The 18,310-nt window shown below is 42.4% G+C and carries 13 protein-coding genes and 1 tRNA gene; 8 read left to right on the top strand and 6 right to left on the bottom strand.

Annotation, left to right across the window (positions count from 1 at the left end; genetic code table 11):
- Positions 1 to 7 precede the first annotated feature (7 nt).
- The 4 genes from BQ7483_RS10285 to BQ7483_RS10270 form a co-directional block, all read right to left on the bottom strand.
- Positions 8 to 1,600, bottom strand: a complete 1,593-nt coding sequence (locus BQ7483_RS10285) for a thiamine pyrophosphate-dependent enzyme (protein WP_072545836.1) — start codon at positions 1,598 to 1,600, stop codon at positions 8 to 10.
- Between the two features lie 73 nt (positions 1,601 to 1,673).
- On the bottom strand, positions 1,674 to 2,705 hold the full coding sequence (gene mltG, locus BQ7483_RS10280; protein ID WP_072545835.1) for an endolytic transglycosylase MltG: 1,032 nt from the start codon (positions 2,703 to 2,705) through the stop codon (positions 1,674 to 1,676).
- An 84-nt stretch (positions 2,706 to 2,789) separates the two neighbouring features.
- Positions 2,790 to 2,862 (bottom strand) — tRNA-Thr (locus BQ7483_RS10275).
- A 202-nt stretch (positions 2,863 to 3,064) separates the two neighbouring features.
- Entirely contained in the window at positions 3,065 to 4,273 is a 1,209-nt protein-coding gene (locus tag BQ7483_RS10270) for an ROK family transcriptional regulator (protein WP_072545834.1), read from the bottom strand.
- Positions 4,274 to 4,475: 202 nt separating this feature from the next.
- Between BQ7483_RS10270 and BQ7483_RS10265 the strand changes: the two genes are divergently transcribed.
- The 8 genes from BQ7483_RS10265 to BQ7483_RS10230 all read left to right on the top strand — a co-directional run bounded on the left by BQ7483_RS10265 (position 4,476) and on the right by BQ7483_RS10230 (position 16,171).
- Positions 4,476 to 4,922, top strand: a complete 447-nt coding sequence (locus BQ7483_RS10265; RefSeq protein ID WP_072545833.1) for a NanQ anomerase/TabA/YiaL family protein — start codon at positions 4,476 to 4,478, stop codon at positions 4,920 to 4,922.
- An 8-nt stretch (positions 4,923 to 4,930) separates the two neighbouring features.
- Positions 4,931 to 6,169 (top strand): MFS transporter, encoded by a 1,239-nt coding sequence (locus BQ7483_RS10260; protein WP_072545832.1) that lies wholly within the window; start codon positions 4,931 to 4,933, stop codon positions 6,167 to 6,169.
- A 23-nt stretch (positions 6,170 to 6,192) separates the two neighbouring features.
- A complete protein-coding gene (locus BQ7483_RS10255; protein ID WP_022020868.1) occupies positions 6,193 to 7,110 on the top strand; it encodes a dihydrodipicolinate synthase family protein in 918 nt (305 codons plus the stop codon).
- A 5-nt stretch (positions 7,111 to 7,115) separates the two neighbouring features.
- Complete coding sequence (locus tag BQ7483_RS10250; protein ID WP_072546219.1) at positions 7,116 to 8,291, top strand: AGE family epimerase/isomerase; 1,176 nt, start codon at positions 7,116 to 7,118, stop codon at positions 8,289 to 8,291.
- A 34-nt stretch (positions 8,292 to 8,325) separates the two neighbouring features.
- Entirely contained in the window at positions 8,326 to 11,367 is a 3,042-nt protein-coding gene (locus BQ7483_RS10245; RefSeq protein WP_072545831.1) for a SusC/RagA family TonB-linked outer membrane protein, read from the top strand.
- A 12-nt stretch (positions 11,368 to 11,379) separates the two neighbouring features.
- Positions 11,380 to 13,065: a RagB/SusD family nutrient uptake outer membrane protein gene (locus tag BQ7483_RS10240; protein WP_072546218.1), complete on the top strand. Its 1,686-nt coding sequence runs from the start codon at positions 11,380 to 11,382 to the stop codon at positions 13,063 to 13,065.
- An 86-nt stretch (positions 13,066 to 13,151) separates the two neighbouring features.
- Positions 13,152 to 14,837 (top strand): hypothetical protein, encoded by a 1,686-nt coding sequence (locus tag BQ7483_RS10235; protein WP_072545830.1) that lies wholly within the window; start codon positions 13,152 to 13,154, stop codon positions 14,835 to 14,837.
- A 116-nt stretch (positions 14,838 to 14,953) separates the two neighbouring features.
- On the top strand, positions 14,954 to 16,171 hold the full coding sequence (locus tag BQ7483_RS10230) for a cyclically-permuted mutarotase family protein (protein WP_204246013.1): 1,218 nt from the start codon (positions 14,954 to 14,956) through the stop codon (positions 16,169 to 16,171).
- A gap of 175 nt (positions 16,172 to 16,346) precedes the next feature.
- Here BQ7483_RS10230 and dnaJ read toward each other — a convergent pair whose 3' ends face one another.
- A complete protein-coding gene (gene dnaJ / locus BQ7483_RS10225) occupies positions 16,347 to 17,516 on the bottom strand; it encodes a molecular chaperone DnaJ (protein WP_072545829.1) in 1,170 nt (389 codons plus the stop codon).
- 16 nt (positions 17,517 to 17,532) lie between these two features.
- Positions 17,533 to 18,117 carry a nucleotide exchange factor GrpE gene (gene grpE / locus BQ7483_RS10220; RefSeq protein ID WP_022020862.1) on the bottom strand — a complete coding sequence of 195 codons (585 nt, stop codon included), beginning with the start codon at positions 18,115 to 18,117 and terminating at the stop codon, positions 17,533 to 17,535.
- Positions 18,118 to 18,310: the final 193 nt, after the last annotated feature.

Below are 18,310 nucleotides of genomic sequence, written 5' to 3'. Positions count from 1 at the left end.
TTCTTGTTTATTTGTTACGTTTCTTGCGTGCCAGTGTTTGGATGCATTCTCGACGGGGAATGATGACGGACACGCCTTTGTAATTGATTTCTTCGCGGATTACTTGCTTCATCTCTTCGTAGTTTTTCTTCAGGGGCACGACGACACGGATGTGTTCCGGTGCCACACCGATGCCGGCGCAGATGCTTTCCAAACGTCCGGTACCGGCTGAGTCCTGTCCGCCGGTCATGGCGGTCGTTTCGTTGTCCGAGATGACGATGGTGACGTTTGCATTTTCATTGACGCAGTCCAGCAGGCCTGTCATGCCCGAATGGGTGAAGGTTGAGTCGCCGATGACGGCTACTGCCGGATGTACACCGGAGTCGGAAGCGCCTTTGGCCATGGTGATGGAGGCGCCCATGTCCACGCAGGAGTTGATGGCATGGAACGGAGCGTTGGCCCCCAGTGTATAGCAGCCGATGTCGCTGAATACTTTGTGGTCGGGATATTCTTCCCTCAGAACTTGGGTCAGCACGGTGTACATGTCCCGGTGTCCGCATCCGTCGCACAAGGCTGGCGGACGCATCTCTACCAGAGAAGGAACACTGAAGGTGGCTACGTTCTCTTTGCCTATGGCCCGGGCTACGCTGTCTGGGGTCAGCTCGCCGTCGGTCGGCAGGGTTCCGTCCAGTCGTCCTTTCACATGGACGCCCAGACCCAAGTAGCCTTTCAGTTGTTTCTCTACGAACGGCTGTCCGTCTTCCAGAACCAGGATTTCGTCACATTCCTCCACGAGCTTCATCAGTTGTTTCTTGGGCAAGGGGTATTGGCCAATCTTCAACACCGGATATTCGCATCCTTCGGGATAGTTCTCCATCAGGTAGTTGTAGCCGATGCCGCAAGCCACGATTCCCATTTTCTTGTTGCTCCCTTCCGTGTAGCGGTTGTAGGGCGATGTCTCGGAGGCGTGAATGAAGGCTTCCTGCTGCTGCAGCAACGCCTTGTAGCGTTTGCGCGCATTGCCGGGCAGGAGGATGAACTGGCGGGGATCTTCGCTGAACGCAAGGGTGTTCTGCGGTTGTTCTTCCCGACGTTCCACGCCCGAACGGGAGTGGGCCAGGCGGGTGACGATGCGCAGCAGGATGGGTTCGCCTGTCTGTTCGGAGAATTTGAATCCGTTGTAGACCATGTCGTAGGCTTCCTGCTGGTTGCTGGGTTCATACATGGGAATCAGGGCGAAGTCGCCGTAGAAGCGGCTGTCCTGTTCGTTCTGTGAAGAGTGCATGCTGGGGTCGTCGGCTGCTACGACTATCATGCCGCCTTTTACACCGGTGATGGCTGAGTTGACGAAGCAGTCGGCTGCCACGTTCATGCCTACGTGTTTCATGCACACCAGCGACCGTTTGCCTGCAAACGACATTCCCAGTGCTGCCTCCATCGCCGTCTTCTCATTGCTGCACCAGTGACTGTGTATGTTTCGGGCAGCAGTGACGGGAGCCGCCTGAATGTATTCGGTTATTTCTGTGGAAGGAGTGCCCGGATAGGCATAAACGCCCGAGAGGCCTGCATCGAGTGCCGCCTGGGCGATGGCTTCGTCGCCAAGTAAGAGTTGCTTGCTCATATCTTTCTTCGTATTTTTTATGATTCGGTTATACGAAGGGCAAATATAAGCTTTTGCTCTTATTAAATCAAATCTATTGGAAAATCTTTCGCTTGTTCAGGGCATTCCAGTATTTTCGGGCGTTGCGCATGTGCTCGGCGTAGTTGGCGGCAAAATTGTGGGTACCCGAGAGGTCTTCCTTGGCACACATATACAGATAATTATGCTTCGTGTAGTTCAGCACGGCATCTATTCCCGCAGGCGAGGGAATGCGTATGGGGCCCGGAGGCAGACCTGCATACCGGTAGGTGTTGTAGGGAGAGTCGATGCCCAGATGGGCGTTGCTGATTCTGCGCAGGCCGAAATCCTGCAAGGCAAACTTGATCGTAGGATCAGCTTGGAGCGGCATGCCTGCGTGCAGGCGGTTGATGTACAGGCCGGCTACCATCGGCTTTTCTTGTGCGTTGTTGGTCTCTTCTTCCACAATGGATGCCAGGGTGGCTACCTCTACGGGTGTCATGCCCAGCGAGTCGGCTTTGCTCAGGCGACTTTCGTTCCAGAAACGGTTGTGTTCCTTTATCATCCGTCTAAAGAAACCTTCTGCATCCATATCCCAATACACCTGATAGGTGTTGGGGATGAAGAGGGTGGGGAGGCTTTCTTTTGTATAGCCCTGTTCTTTCCAGTAGGCAGAGTCCTGTAGCCCCCGGGCAATGTCCGCAGAGTCTATCATGAGTTGCCTGCCTACGTTGCGTGCCAGGCGGTCCAGGGTACGTACGCTGCCTATGACCAGGTTGACGGGTTCCTGGTGTCCCCGTGACAACCTTCCGAATACATGGTAGGCATTGTCGCCGGGGCGGACAGCATAGCGTCCCGTATGGAGGTGTTCGTCATATCCTTTCAGACGGGCTATCGCGTACAGGCCGGCCAGATGGCCGGGAGAAGCTGTGGTATGGAGCTTGTGGAACACCGAGTCGGCCGTGTCGTCTTTGTCTATATAGATATAAACCGGTTTCTTGGGGTGGAATTGTGGAGCCAGCAGTAGGTAGTAGGCTGTTCCCATGCAGATGCACAGAATGGTCGTCAAAGCCAATAGCAGGGTAATGAGCTTTTTCCTTTTGGTCATACGATTGCTTTTGTTGAATTTGAGGCACAAAAATATGAAATTTCTAATAAAGAAAAAAGAGATGCATTGTTTGCATCTCTTTTGAGCCGATAGCCGGACTTGAACCGGCGACCTACGCGTTACGAATGCGTTGCTCTACCAACTGAGCTATATCGGCAATCATAAGCCCTTATGTCTTACGGCGTGCAAAGGTACAGCTTTATTTGAAAAATCAAAAGGTTTAGGGGCGTTTTTTTTGTCTTGCTCCCCTTAAATTTTTAATGGACGGAATGATATGGCCTTCTTTTTTGGGTGCCTGAGATAGCAGGAAGGAGCCTCTGTTAATGGTAAATTAGACTTGAGAGGATTCTTATTTGGTATCACCCTTCAAACATGCGGCTGCGGGCCAGCATACATGCTCCTATGATGCCGGCTTTATCTTTTAGTTTAGAAGTAAGGATAGCCGAGTCTTTATTTACCAGGTTTAGGGAGTACTTCCTGACAGCTGTTTTTATTGGTTGAGTGATGTAGTCGCCAGTTCGTGACAACGTACCTCCTATTATTACCAGTTCAGGGTTGAAGATGTTTATCAGTCCTGCAATCTGCTTTCCGAGTTTTTGTCCTATCTCTTCAACTATTTCTATGCAGAGCGGGTCTTCTTTGCATGCTGCTGCTATCAGCTCGTCCAAGGTGAGGGCTTTGTTCTTTTCTTTAAGCCTTTCAGACAATATGGATGTTTCTCCGTTTTTTATTCTTTCCAGAAAAATACGATGGAAGGCACTTCCTGAGGCTTCTGTTTCCAGGCATCCTTTCTTGCCGCAATGACAGATGATTTCATTGTCGAATACGTTGATGTGACCGAACTCTCCAGAAAAACCTGATTTACCTGTATATATTTTCCCGTCAATAATGATACCAATACCTAATCCCCAGCTGATATTGACAAAAATTATATTCTTTTCTCCAGTGACGCATCCCTTCATATATTCTCCATAAGTCATAGCGCGTGTATCATTGTCAATGCATACAGGAAATCCTATTTTTTTTCTTAGGACATCAGCCAATGGATTTTCTGAAAAATTGAACATGCTGAAACTGTACCCAGATTCTGGATTGACTCGCCCGGAGATGTTGATGCAGATATTCATCACCTTTTCCAGTTTCACTTCTGTTTCTGCGATAAAATCTTTGATGAGTTTGCAAAGTTCTTCCAGTGCCTCTGGAGTATTTTCAAATTTATAGGGAGTATTCATTTTTAATTCCAGCATATCGCCTTTGAAATTGATCAGTGCCAGATTGATTGCAAATTTTTTGATGTCTACGCCTATAAAGTATCCTGATTCTGGATTGAGTCCATATAAACTTGGATGTCTTCCGCCGCTTGTTTCCAGTTTCCCATAATCATTGATATAGCCTTCTTCGCACATTTCTGAGATGAATTTGGTTACTGTCGGTACACTTAAATCCAGCTCTTTGGATAAATCTGTGATGGTTGAACATCCATTATATATATAATGTGTAATGATTTTCTTTTTAAGTAAGGCATTTTTGCTGCCTATTTCTATTTCTTTAAGTAACGCTTGTTTCATGTGTCTTAATTTATTAGTTGTTTCGACAAATATACGAATGTTTTTCATAAAAATATAGTAATTGCTCCGTTGTTATATACTAAATAGGTCATATTTTATATGTTTTACAGCATTGTTAATAAAATATTTTATTAATTATATGTGATTTGAAAATTAATCTTTGTATTTGTCCTCTATAATGTAAAAACTTAAATGTTTTGCTATGATAATCTCGAATTTAGTTAATTCAAGTCGGGTGGAGGTTCTTCATCCATTATTTAAAAAGTTGTTTGATTTTGTGAGATCTTATGATTTCTCTTGTGCTCCCTTGGGACGGATTGATATAGATGGAGATAATCTTTATGTTATGAATACGGAAACTGAAGCTGTATCTCAAGAGCAGCAGTTGCTTGAGCTTCATAATCAATATCTTGATGTCCATATTTTATTGGAGGGTCGTGAAAGAATAGGGTGGAAGGCTGCATCTGATTTGATTCAAGAGGAAAAGGCTTATTCTCCGGAAGGTGATTGTGCCTTGTATAGCGATGCTCCGACTACATATGTGGATTTGGTGCCTGGTCAATTTGTGGTTGCTTATCCTGAGGATGCTCATGCTCCATGCATTGGCGAGGGAAAAATTAGAAAACTTATAGCAAAGGTTAAATTGTAATTGATATTATGGGAAATGGAAAAGTGTATCCTTGGGTTGTGGTAGGGTTGCTTTGGGTGGTAGCCTTGCTTAATTATATGGATCGTCAGATGCTTTCTACCATGCAGGAGGCTATGAAGGTCGATATTGTGGAATTGAATAAAGCTGAGGCCTTCGGTGCCCTGATGGCTATATTTTTATGGATATATGGCTTTATGAGTCCGGTTGCAGGTATGATTGCAGATCGTTTCAGCCGGAAATGGCTGGTCGTAGGCAGTTTGTTCGTTTGGTCTGCTGTTACCTATTTGATGGGATACGCTGATACTTTTCATGAATTATATTGGCTTCGTGCTGTGATGGGTATCAGTGAGGCTCTTTATATTCCTTCTGCCTTGTCTTTGATTGCTGATTGGCATCAAGGTAAGTCCCGTTCGCTGGCTGTTGGTGTACATATGACAGGTTTGTATGTTGGTCAGGCAATTGGCGGATTTGGTGCAACGGTGGCCGCTATGTTTTCATGGCATTCGGCATTCCATTGGTTTGGTATTATTGGTGTAGCTTATTCCTTGGTTCTGATGCTGGCTCTCCGCGAAAATCCTCTTCATGCTTCTGTAGAGAAAGTGAAACCTGTCCAGAATGAGGTGAAAAAGACTTCGTTATTCAGTGGATTGGGCATGTTGTTCTCGACGTGGGCTTTTTGGATTATTCTTTTTTATTTTGCTGCTCCCAGTTTGCCCGGTTGGGCTACTAAAAATTGGTTGCCTACTCTGTTTGCCGAGAATTTGAATATTCCGATGTCGGAAGCAGGCCCCATTTCGACAATAACTATTGCGGTTTCTTCTTTTATTGGTGTGCTTGCCGGTGGAGTGTTGTCCGACCGTTGGGTGCAGAAAAATATACGGGGTCGGGTATATACCGGCGCAATAGGTTTGGGTTTGACGATACCAGCTTTGCTCTTGTTAGGCTTTGGACATAGCCTGATTGCGGTTGTAGGAGCCGGTTTGCTTTTTGGTATTGGTTATGGCGTATTCGATGCGAACAATATGCCAATTCTCTGCCAATTTGTGTCAGCCAAACATCGTGCTACAGCATACGGAATTATGAATATGACCGGTGTTTTTGCCGGTGCAGCTGTTACAGAGCTTTTAGGGAAATGGACCGATGGCGGAAATTTGGGATTGGGATTTGCGTTGTTAAGTATAGTGGTGCTGGTTGCCCTGGGCTTACAGCTGTATTTCTTACGTCCCACGACAGATAATGTAGAATAATAAACCTTTAATATATGAAAGTTATGGAGAAAATTATCGGATTGATTGACGCGCCTTTTACTCCGTTTTATGAGAATGGAGAAGTGAATTATGAACCCATTGAGGCGTATGCCAAGATGTTGGAAAAGAATGGTCTGAAGGGAGTTTTTATTAATGGCTCTTCCGGTGAAGGCTATATGCTGACGGAAGAAGAACGCATGAAGCTGGCGGAACGTTGGATAGAAGTGGCGCCTGAAGGTTTCAAGGTGATTGTTCATGTGGGCAGTTGTTGTGTCAAGGCTAGCAAAATGCTGGCCGAACATGCGCAGAAAATAGGTGCATGGGGTATTGGTGCGATGGCTCCCCCTTTTCCGAAGGTGGGTCGTATTGAGGAATTGGTGAAATATTGCGAGGAGATTGCGATGGGAGCTCCCAATTTGCCTTTTTATTACTATCATATCCCCGCATTCAATGGGGCTTTTCTGCCGATGGTCGAACTGTTGAAAGCTGTGGATGGGCGTATACCTAACTTCGCTGGAATCAAATATACCTACGAGAGCATTTATGAATACAACCAGTGCCGTCTGTATAAAAATGGCAAGTTTGATATGCTTCACGGTCAGGATGAAACCATTCTTCCTTCATTGGCAATGGGCGGAGCTCAGGGAGGTATTGGTGGAACGACCAATTACAATGGCATTAATTTGGTAGGTATCATTGATGCCTGGAATGCCGGTGATATTGAGAAGGCCCGTGAATTACAAAATTTCTCCCAAGATGTCATTAATGTCATTTGCCATTATCGGGGTAATATAGTTGCAGGCAAACGGATTATGAAGCTGATAGGACTTGATTTGGGAAAGAACCGTACACCTTTCCAGAATATGACCGATGAGGAAGAGAAGCGTATGAAAGCGGAATTGGAGGCCATTAATTTCTTTGAACGTTGCAACAAATTCTGAATGCTATGGATATAAAACAGTATTTGAATACCTGGGCTTCTGATTATAAGCATGAACTCCAAGAAAATATTATGCCGTTTTGGCTGGAACATGGGCTGGACCGTCAGCATGGTGGAGTGTATACTTGTTTGGATAGGGAAGGACGTTTGATGGATACGACCAAATCGGTTTGGTTTCAGGGCAGGTTTGGTTTTATAGCAGCTTATGCATACAATCAGGTGGAGAAAAATCCCGACTGGTTGGCAGCATCTAAAAGTTGCGTAGATTTTATAGAGCAGCATTGCATCGATACAGACGGACATATGTTTTTTGAGGTGACAGGTGACGGACAACCTTTGCGAAAACGTCGTTACGTGTTTTCTGAATGCTTTGCAGCCATTGCCATGTCGGAATATTCCATTGCGTCGGGCGACACGACCTATGCGTTGAAGGCTTTGGATATGTTTAAAAATATTCAGAAGTTCTTGTCAACTCCTGGTTTTTTGGAACCCAAGTATCTGCCGACCTTGCAGTCGCGTGGACATTCCATTACGATGATCCTCATCAATACGGCTTCCCGTATACGTGCGGCTATCGCGGATCCTATACTCGACAAACAGATTGATGAATCGTTGTCTGCGATTCGTCATTATTTCATGCATCCGGAGTTCAAGGCTGTGCTTGAAATGGTGGGACCCAATGGCGAATTTATGGATACTTGCAACGGTCGTCTCATTAACCCTGGACATTGCATCGAGACTTCCTGGTTTATCATGGAAGAGGCCAAGTATCGCAATTGGGACAAGAATTTGGTTCAGATGGCTCTTGATATATTGGAATGGTCCTGGGAGTGGGGCTGGGACAAGGAATATGGTGGCATCATCAATTTCCGCGATTGTCGTAATTTCCCTGTACAGGATTATTCGCAAGATATGAAGTTCTGGTGGCCGCAGACTGAAGCTATCATTGCCACTTTGTATGCTTATCAAGCTACGCATGATGAAAAATATCTGGCAATGCACAAACAGATCAGTGACTGGACTTATGCTCATTTCCCTGATAAGGAGTTTGGTGAGTGGTACGGTTATCTTCATCGTGACGGTACTGTGGCTCAGCCGGCAAAGGGCAATTTGTTCAAGGGACCTTTCCACATTCCTCGTATGATGGTTTGTGGATACATGTTATGTAAAGAGAGTATATAGGAATATTGATTTTATAATTAATTTAATTTGCGCTATGAAGAAACTTTTATTGTTTTTATGCTTTTATTGTTTTTATGTTGTAGTGTATGCTCAGCAGTTAACTATTACAGGTAAGGTTACTGATAACAAAAAAGAGCCTTTAATTGGTGTCTCAATATCAGAAAAAGGGACGACTAATGGAACAATAACTTCTTTGGACGGAAGCTTTTCATTAAATGTAGGAACTGGGTCGACCTTGGTTTTTTCCTATATAGGTTATAAAACACAAGAGATAGTACCTGGTGGGAGGACATTTATTGATGTTGTATTGCAAGAAGATGCAGAACAATTGGAAGAAGTTGTTGTAGTAGGTTATGGTGTGCAGAAAAAATCTAGTATGACAGCTTCGGTCGCATCTGTTTCAGTGAATGAAATTCAAAAACAGGTAGCACCTAATGTCGCTTCTACCTTACAAGGAAGAATTCCTGGTGTTGAAGTCCTTCAAAAAGGAGGAGAAGCCGGTGCTGATGTTAAAATTCTAGTGCGTGGTGCTGGAACTTTTGGAGAAACGGAGCCATTATATGTTATAGATGGTGCTTTTAGTAATAGTGGTCTGAATACTTTGAACGCAACTGATATTGAATCCATTGAGGTCTTAAAGGATGGTGCAGCTGCTGCTATTTATGGTTCCCGTGCGGCTAACGGTGTTGTATTAATAACGACAAAACAAGGTAAGAAAGGGGAAACTAAAGTTGATTTATCTGCAACTTATTCAGTACAGACTCCTTCTAAAAAATTGGATTTTATGAATGCAAGTGAATATCGGGAATACGCTGCAATGTTAGTAGCAAATAGTCCTGGTGCAATAAATGCTTCTGAAAATATAAATCCGACAAATCCTAATTTGAGTACAGATTGGCAAGATGTATATTTGCGTACAGCTCCTATGTATAATGTAAATGCTGCAATATCAGGTGGTGGTGAGAATACAACTTTTAATGCAAGTGTTGGTTACATGAATCAAGAGGGAATAACTATATATTCAGGATATGAGAAATATAATGCACGGTTGAATGGAACTTTCAAGAAGGGAAGATTGACAGTGCAGGAGAATTTGGCTGTAGCTTATACTAATCAGGAACCTAAAACACGTATGGTGATGTCTTTGCCTACATTGCCGTTGACAGATGAGTATGGTCGATATGTTTCCGGCGGTAGTGAATATTATATTAATGGTTCAGAGGGTAATATAAATCCTTTGGCTTCTTTATCAAATCAAGAAAGAAGAAACCGTAATGTGAATGTAACAGGAAGTTTGAATTTAACGTTGAATTTATTCAAAGGTTTGGATTATAAACTTACCATGGGTGGAGATTATTTGGCTGGTCATAGCTTCACTCGTACGGCTGCATATGATTCAAAATGGAATGCTGATGGTACTGCTATCCAACAATATAGTAATTTACTAAATTCGTTGTCTGAAAGTCGTTCACAACAGTTTAATTATACGATTGATAATATATTGAGCTATTCAAATACATTTAATCGTCATACGGTTAATGCTATGATTGGTACTAGTTGGATGCGAGAATATTATCGCTTAACATCAACAGATTCTGGTAATACGGATTTAGGTGCGCCGACCATTACAGTATTTAATGGTACAGGTAATATTGGCGGAGAGGAATTTAATTCAGCACTGCTGTCTTTTTTTGCTCGTGTAAATTATGATTATGATAATAGATATTTGCTGTCAGGAAGTATTCGCAGTGATAAGTCTTCAAAATTTGCTTCAGGGCATAGAGTTGGTTATTTCCCGTCTATATCTGCAGGATGGAATGTCCACAATGAAGAGTTTTTTAATGTTCCCTGGTTGTCAAAGTTAAAACTTCGTGCAAGTTATGGGCAATTAGGTGCGAATTTTATTGATCCGTATTCTTTTTTGTCTACTGCTCATGGTCCTATTCCTGCAGTAGTAGGAAGTGATAATAGAGTACTTGGTTATGTCGCGAGATATGCTCAACAGAATTTGTCTTGGGAAAAGTCTATCAGTCAAAATTATGGTGTTGAACTTGGTTTCCTTGATAATGCATTGCAATTTACGGTTGAGTATTTTATTCGTGATAACAATGACTTGTTGGCTTCTTTGGTTCCATTACCTTCATCCGGTCAGATGATTTATGTAAATGAAGGAGTAAATACTGTATTTAACTCGGCTTCTGTACGCAATAAAGGATTGGAATTGTCAGGTTCTTATAGAAAGAGTTTTGGAGATTGGAGCATTAATGTAGATGCCAATGTGTCGTTTTTGCGTAATAAAGTCAAGAGCTTGGGAGAAGGGGTTCAGCCAATTAATGCAGAAGTTTTTATGAGTGGTAGTTTTAATGATCGTCCTACGATTACAAAACCGGGTTTGCCTATTGGAACATTTTGGGGGTATAATGTTTTAGGCATTGATGAAAATGGCGATTTTATATTTGAGGATAATAATGGTCTTGATTCAGCAGGCAACTTGACGGGGAAACCTGATGGAGTTGTGGATGAGAATGATAAAACAAACATTGGTAATCCTCATCCTGATTTTACTTATGGATTAAATTTAGGATTTACATATAAGAATTGGGATTTTACAGCTTTCTTCCAAGGGTCGCAAGGCAATGATATTTTTGCTCTAATGAAATATGATTGGTATTTTAATTATAATGGAGGGTTGTTGAAAGATGCATTAAATGCATGGACGCCAACAAACACCAATACTGATATACCTATTGCTAAGGTTGCAAACTCAAGTGGAAGCAATGCTTTGCCTAGTTCTTTTTATGTAGAAAACGGTTCGTATTTGCGTTTGAAGAATCTGCAAATAGGTTATTCTTTTAGTCCTAATTTATTGTCTAAAGTTCACATTAAGAATGCGAGGATATATGTTAGCGCACAAAACTTATTTACCATAACGAAATATCCTTTGTATGATCCTGAGGTAAACTCCAATACATTGTTTGACAGAGGAGTAGATGGCTTTTATATTTCTCAGAATTCTGCTCATGCTCCTACATATAATGCTCGGGTATTTAATATTGGTTTTAATTTGACTTTTTAAAATATGATAATTATGAAGACTTATATAAGTAAAATATTAATAGCTGTAGGTTGCTTATTGATTACATCATGTAATGACGTGTTTGATGATTTATCTATTAATCCGAATCAAATTGATTTAAATTCTTTTTATACGACTCCTGAAAATGTTGAAAAAGGAATTTTGGGTGCTTATGGTTATATATCGACTCCTCGAAATTTAGGTGCTTGTGGATTTGGATTGCAATTGAGTAGGAGTGATGAAGCCTCTTCTGGTGCTGATTATAGTATGCCTGGTACTTATAGTGATGATTACACATCATCATATTATACAATTGTGCAGCCTTTTCAATTGATGTATACTGCAGCAGGACAAGCTTGTCAAATGATACAAACAATTCCGAATGTAGATTTTGTAGATGAAGATTTAAAAAATGCCTATTTGGGAGAAGCATATTTCTTACGGGCATTTACCCATTTCTTTTTATTTGTAAACTATAGAAATATACCATTAATTAAGGAAATGACAGGTAATGCGAATGAATATAGGCCGCAGGCTAGTCCAGAAGAATGTTGGGATTTCATTATAAATGATTTGAAGGAGGCAGAACGTTTATTGCCTATGAAAGGGTATTGGGACGCTTCCAATTTGGGAAGAGCCACTAAAGCGAGTGCTGCTGCTCTTTTAGGAAAAGCTTATTTATATCGAAGCGGCATTGAGAAATATTATGGGAATAGTACAAATTCTTATTATAATGAGGCTGCTCAAGCTTTTGGCCGTATAATTAATGGTGAATATGGATCTTATAAGTTGGTTGAAGATTATAATTGGAATTTTGATGTAGCTCATGAAAACAATGATGAATCTATTTGGGAAATTCAATTCTTAGGGGATGTAATTAATACTAATTTTAATCCAGGTTTTGTTGAAAGTGGTTTATTTAGCGATATTCGATCCAAATTACCCATTATGGGACAGAATACCGGTTATAATGCAAGTAATGCTCAGGTAATTCATGATTGGGTCTATGATGTTTTTGTAAATTCAAAAAATGAAGCTGGTGAAACGGATCCTCGCATGTTCGGTACGTTAGTCTTTAATGATAACTTGCCGGAAATAAAAGCTCCATCAGGATGTAAGGTAACCTTCTTGGAAGGTGATACTTGGGCTGATGAGTTCGGAGGGGTTGATGCTGGATTTGGAAACAAATGGGAAGCTGCAAAAAATTATAAATGTGCTAGTCGAAAATGGTTGGATTGGACATTGCCTATGGAAAATACAGGTGATAACAAGTATTTCTTTTATGGACGTGCCCAAGGAGTTAATTGGAGGTGGATTCGTTATTCTGATGTGTTGCTGATGTATGCTGAAACATTGGTCATGGGGGGTGAACAAACCTCTATAACAGCGTTAGAGGCTATTAATGAAGTTAGAGATAGAGTGCATATGCCTCATGTAGCAACCGCTAATATGGAAACGGTTGAACATGAGAGAATCTTGGAACTTACTTATGAGGGACATCGTTTTTATGATTTATTGCGTTGGGGAAGATTACCGGAACGTTTTCGTGAGTTAGAGGCATCAGATCCGAATTTCAAGGCTTATAATAATGGGCATACTTATAAAGGATTTGTGGAAGGTAAACATGAATGGGTTCCTATTCCTATTGAAGAAGTGGAAGGTAATCCTTATATAACCTCAAACAATCCTGGTTGGTAATAGATAGAATGAATGTTTAACAGAATAAGGGTTAGGATAATCATTTTCTGATATCCTAATACCTTATTCATATGATATGAAAAAACATGAGATTTTTGAATTTCTTATTTCTTGTTATTTTTTTTATAGGCTGTTCATCTGGCAATGATAAACTCAATGAAAGCACAGCTCTGCATAATGGTATTGTGTTACCGGAGGTTTGGCCCCCTCGTTATGAGGTGCCAGATCAACGACAGGAGATGCCGTTGCCTTATATTGATAAAAAACCTGAAGTCATTCCGGTTAATGTGGGACGGCAATTGTTTGTTGATGATTTTTTGATCTCATCTGTTAATAACTTGGAGAAAATTCCACATCATGCAGTTTTTTATGCTGATAATCCAGTTTTGCAACCTGATAAGGAGTGGGAAATGACTTATGAAAGGTCTCCTTACGCTGCGCCCTTTAGTGATGGAATTTGGTATGATGAACGGGAGAATAAATATAAAATGTGGTACTTGGCTGGAGCTGGTATGTTGCATAAGCATAAACAGAGTTTTTATACTTGTTATGCAGAATCCGACGATGGAAAACATTGGAATAAAATAGAACGTGATGTATATCCACATACAAATATTGTGGATACTTGTGATCGTGATGCTGCTACAGTATGGTTGGATAAAAAGGAAAAGGAACCGTCAAAACGGTACAAACTATTTAATGTAGAGAAAACCAACAGAGGTTGGCAGATTGTTCTTAAATATTCTGCAGATGGTATTCATTGGTCAAAAGGTGAAGCTCAATCTGGATCTGTGGGGGACAGGACTACAGCTTTTTATAATCCTTTTATTAATAAATGGGTTATAAGTTTGCGGTATGGGAATAAATTATCTGGCCGTTCAAGGGCATATCTAGAACATGAAGATCCTGAAATGGCAGTAAGTTTAGCTCATCATATTCGTAATACTATAAAGGATCGTAATATTGTTTTCTGGTTTTCTCCTGATGATAAAGAACTGCATCATCCTAAATTCCCAGAAGTGGAACCTGCAATCTATAATTTTGATGCTATAGCATATGAAAGTGTTATTTTAGGTTTCTATGCAATGTGGAAAGGCCCTGAAAATGATGTTTGTGACCGATATGGAATTCAAAAAAGAAATGAAATAGGGTTGGGTTATAGTCGGGATGGTTTTCATTTCTATAGGCCAGATCACTCGGCTTTTATGGGAGTAAATGAAACGGAAGGCGCATGGAATTGGGGGAATATGCAATCTGTCAATGGAGTTCCTCTTATTGTTGGCGATTCTTTGTATTTCTATTCTAGTGGACGTATGAAGAATGATGTCATGTGGGATGGTCATGTTTCGACAGGACTTGCAACGCTTAGACGAGACGGTTTTATGTCAATGCATGCTGGTAACACTGAGGGTTTCTTAGTTACAGAAAAATTATCTTTTGACGGCAAGTATTTTTTTGTGAATGTAGATGTACGTAATGAGAATTCCACTTTGACTGTTGAATTGTTAGATGAATCAAGTAAGCCTATTTCAGGTTTTACAAAAGAAGATTGTCTTTTAATCAAAGGGGTAAACAGTACAAAGCAAATGGTTACGTGGAAAGGAAACAAAGATTTATCCTCTTTAAAGGGGAAAAACATTCGTGTGAAATTCTATTTGCAGCAAGGTGATCTTTATTCATTTTGGATTTCCCCTTGGGAGACTGGAGAAAGCCGTGGCTATACAGCTGGAGGCGGACCGGGGCTCAATGAGGAAGGAATAGATATACCTTAATGAGTATCTGTTGATATTTTTATGGATAGTAGTTGATATGGCCCATTTAAACATCCCTTTATTTCACATTTGGATTCTGAAAAGTAATAATGAGAAATAAAGGGATGTTTATTTATATGATTTATAATGACAGAAATTTGTTGACTAAACTGTATAATATAGGAATGAGAAGTTTATGTATTTGTGTGGTGATTTTAAGTCTTGTAGCATCTTTCATAAGCGGGAGAGAAAAAGATAGAATGATTGTGTCTGGTGGAGATATGCCGTTTTGTTCTGAGGAAATTCCGAACTTGAAATTGATACGTGACTTTGTAACTGAAAATATAAAGTTTGCAAGAGGGGTATCAGCGCCTTTTGCTGGATGTATGGGGGATGATTTGGTGATAGCCGGTGGCTGTAATTTCCCTGATGTATCTGCAGAAAAAGGTGGAACTAAAGTTTTTTATAAAGATGTTTACATGGCTAGGATTGAGAAAGATACTCTATTATCTTGGAGGAAAGTGGGAGAACTTTTTCAGCCTATGGCTTACGGCTTCTCTGTTACTACTCTTGATGGCATTGTCTGTGTTGGTGGAATGAATGATGATGGAGCGGTGAAAAGAGTTTTTCGTTTGTCTATGGTGAACGGAAAGCTGAAAACGGAGGAATTGCCCTCTTTACCTTTTGCTTTGGATAATATATCCGGCTGCCTTGTCGATAATAGCTTGTTTGTTTTGGGAGGAAATCGTGATGGCAAGGCATCTAATGTCTTTTTGCGTTTGGATTTGGAACATCTTTCTACTGGGTGGGTAGAGTTGGCTCCCTTCCCAGGGAAGCCGCGTATCCAGCCGGTTTGCGCTGTTCAAAAGGATGAAAAAGGAGAGTATGCAATTTATTTATGGGGTGGTTTTGCTCCGGCATCTTCAGAAAGGGAGGCTTCTTTGTCGACAGACGGATATCGGTATTCTTTGTCGCAGAAGGAGTGGGTACCTTTAGCCTCTCCTACGAATACTCGCGGTGAGGCTGTTTCGTTGGGTGGTGGCGCTGCAGTTTCAGTCGGTGATAGCCTGATCCTTTGTATGGGTGGGGTGAACAAAGATGTGTTTTTACAGGCTTTGCGTCAGCCGGCTCCTGATTATTTGTCTCATCCTGCTGAGTGGTATAAGTTTAATCAGGAGTTATTGGGTTATCATGTTTTTAGTCATGAATGGAAGACTGTGTGTACTTCTCCTGTTCTGGCTCGCGCAGGTGCAGTGGCCGTACCTTACAAAAATATGGTTTTTTATATAAATGGGGAGATTAAACCTGGAGTACGCACTCCTACTGTAGTGAGAATATCGTTTTCTAACCCTTAACTCTATTCATATAGTTTTGCCCGAGGTACTGTAGCTAATAGAATTATTAATATAGTTTGTCCAGCTTAAACCGTCCGTTTACTATGAGTAAACCAATCGTTTAAGCTGGACAAATCATTGTTTTATGCTGGGTAAAGCATCGCTTTAAACTGGGTAAACAGCCGATAGGATGCCTTTATTCAAACAGACTCTTGAACTTCTTGAATATCTTTTCCTTGATGGAAGTATTCGGCTTGAAGTTGTCGGAAGTTTCCATTTCCTCCAAGGCTTTCTTTTCGTCTTTGCTCAGCGTTTCGGGGACGTAGATACTGACATTGACCAACAGGTCGCCTGTGCCGTAACCGTTGACGTTGGGCAGACCTTTGTTGCGGAGGCGGAGCACTTTGCCCGGTTGTGTACCCGGCTCGATTTTAACCTTTACCTTTCCGTCGACGGTCGGAATCTCTACTGCACCGCCCAAGGCTGCCGTGGGGAAGCTCAGCAGCAGGTTGTAGATAAGGTCGTTCTCTTCACGGATCAGTTCTTTGTCCGGCTCTTCCTCAATCAGCACGAGCAAGTCGCCGGGTATGCCATTGTGTTTGCCGGCATTTCCCTTACCGCTCATGGACAATTGCATGCCTTCGGCTACGCCGGCAGGAATTTTGACGGTTACTACTTCTTCGCCATATACGATACCTTCGCCTGCACATTCCTTGCACTTGTTCTTGATGATTTTGCCTTCACCGCCACAAGTGGGACAGGTGGTACGCGTCTGCATGGTACCCAGAATCGTCTGTTGGTTGCGGATAACGGTCCCTGAGCCTTTGCAGGTGGGACAGGTTTCGCTTCCTCCGTTGCCTTCGGCTCCGGTGCCATGGCAGTGGCTGCAGGTGACGTATTTCTTCAGCTTGAATTTCTTCTCTACACCGGTAGATATTTCCTTCAGGTTGAGCTTCACCTTTACGCGGAGGTCGGAACCACGGAAACGGCGTTGCTGTGCACCGCCTCCTCCGCCGAATCCTCCGAAACCGCCGAAACCTCCACCGTGTCCGCCGAAGATGTCGCCAAACATGGAGAAGATGTCGTCCATGGACATGCCTCCGCTGAATCCACCGAAAGGACCTCCGTTGCCGGCTGCGCCGCTCATGCCTGCAAAGCCGAACTGGTCGTAACGGGCACGTTTGTCCGGATTGCTCAGTACGTCATAGGCTTCGGCAGCCTCCTTGAACTTTTCTTCCGCTTCCTTGTCGCCGGGATTTTTGTCGGGGTGATATTGGATGGCTTTTTTGCGGTAGGCTTTCTTTATCTCATCGGCCGATGCATTCTTGTCGACTCCCAGTACCTCGTAGTAATCTCTTTTTTCCATATCCTATGCCTGTTCTTTATTCTCCGACTACCACTTTGGCATGACGGATTACCTTGTCGTTTAACGTATAGCCGGTCTGTACACAATCCAAAACCTTGCCCTTCAGTTCTTCCGCCGGTGCCGGAATGACGGCAATGGCTTCATGATAATCTGTGTTGAGCGGCTGCTCCTTGGTCTCGATGGGTTTCACGCCATTTTGTCCGAGTACGGTCATGAACTTGTTGTAGATCAGTTCAACTCCTTCCTTTACGGCAGCTACGTCTTCGGCAGTTTCCATGTTTTTCAATGCACGCTCGAAGTCATCGACAATAGGCAGGATACTGCTGATGCACTTTTCACCGCCGTTCAGGATGAGCTCGGCTTTTTCCTTCATCGTACGTTTGCGGTAGTTGTCAAATTCTGCGGAAAGGCGCAGGTATTTGTCTTTCAAGCTGTCCAGCTCGTTTTGCAGCTTTTCCACTTCATCTGCAGGCTTCTCTTCGGCCGACTGTTCATCGGTCGTTTTCTCTTCTTTTTCCTTGGAGCCCTTGGCTTTGTGCTCTTCGCGTTCGGCACGGGCCTTCAGCTCTTCTTCGTTCATGGTTTCTTTTTTCGGATCCATATCTTTATATTTTTTATGATTGCTTGTTGATATATATCCAAGCCCGTTTAGGCTTGGACCATTTTTATCCGATGTTCGTACAAAAACTTTGCCAAATGGACATCCGTTCTTGAAAAACGCCGCAAAGGTAGTGTTTTTATGTCAGATTGTCAGTGTAAAGGCAGGATATTTAGGATATGCACGGTCTGTTGAT

Source organism: Mediterranea massiliensis (genome assembly GCF_900128475.1).
Lineage (GTDB): Bacteria > Bacteroidota > Bacteroidia > Bacteroidales > Bacteroidaceae > Bacteroides > Bacteroides massiliensis_E.
This window is presented reverse-complemented; position numbering and strand designations above follow the sequence as displayed.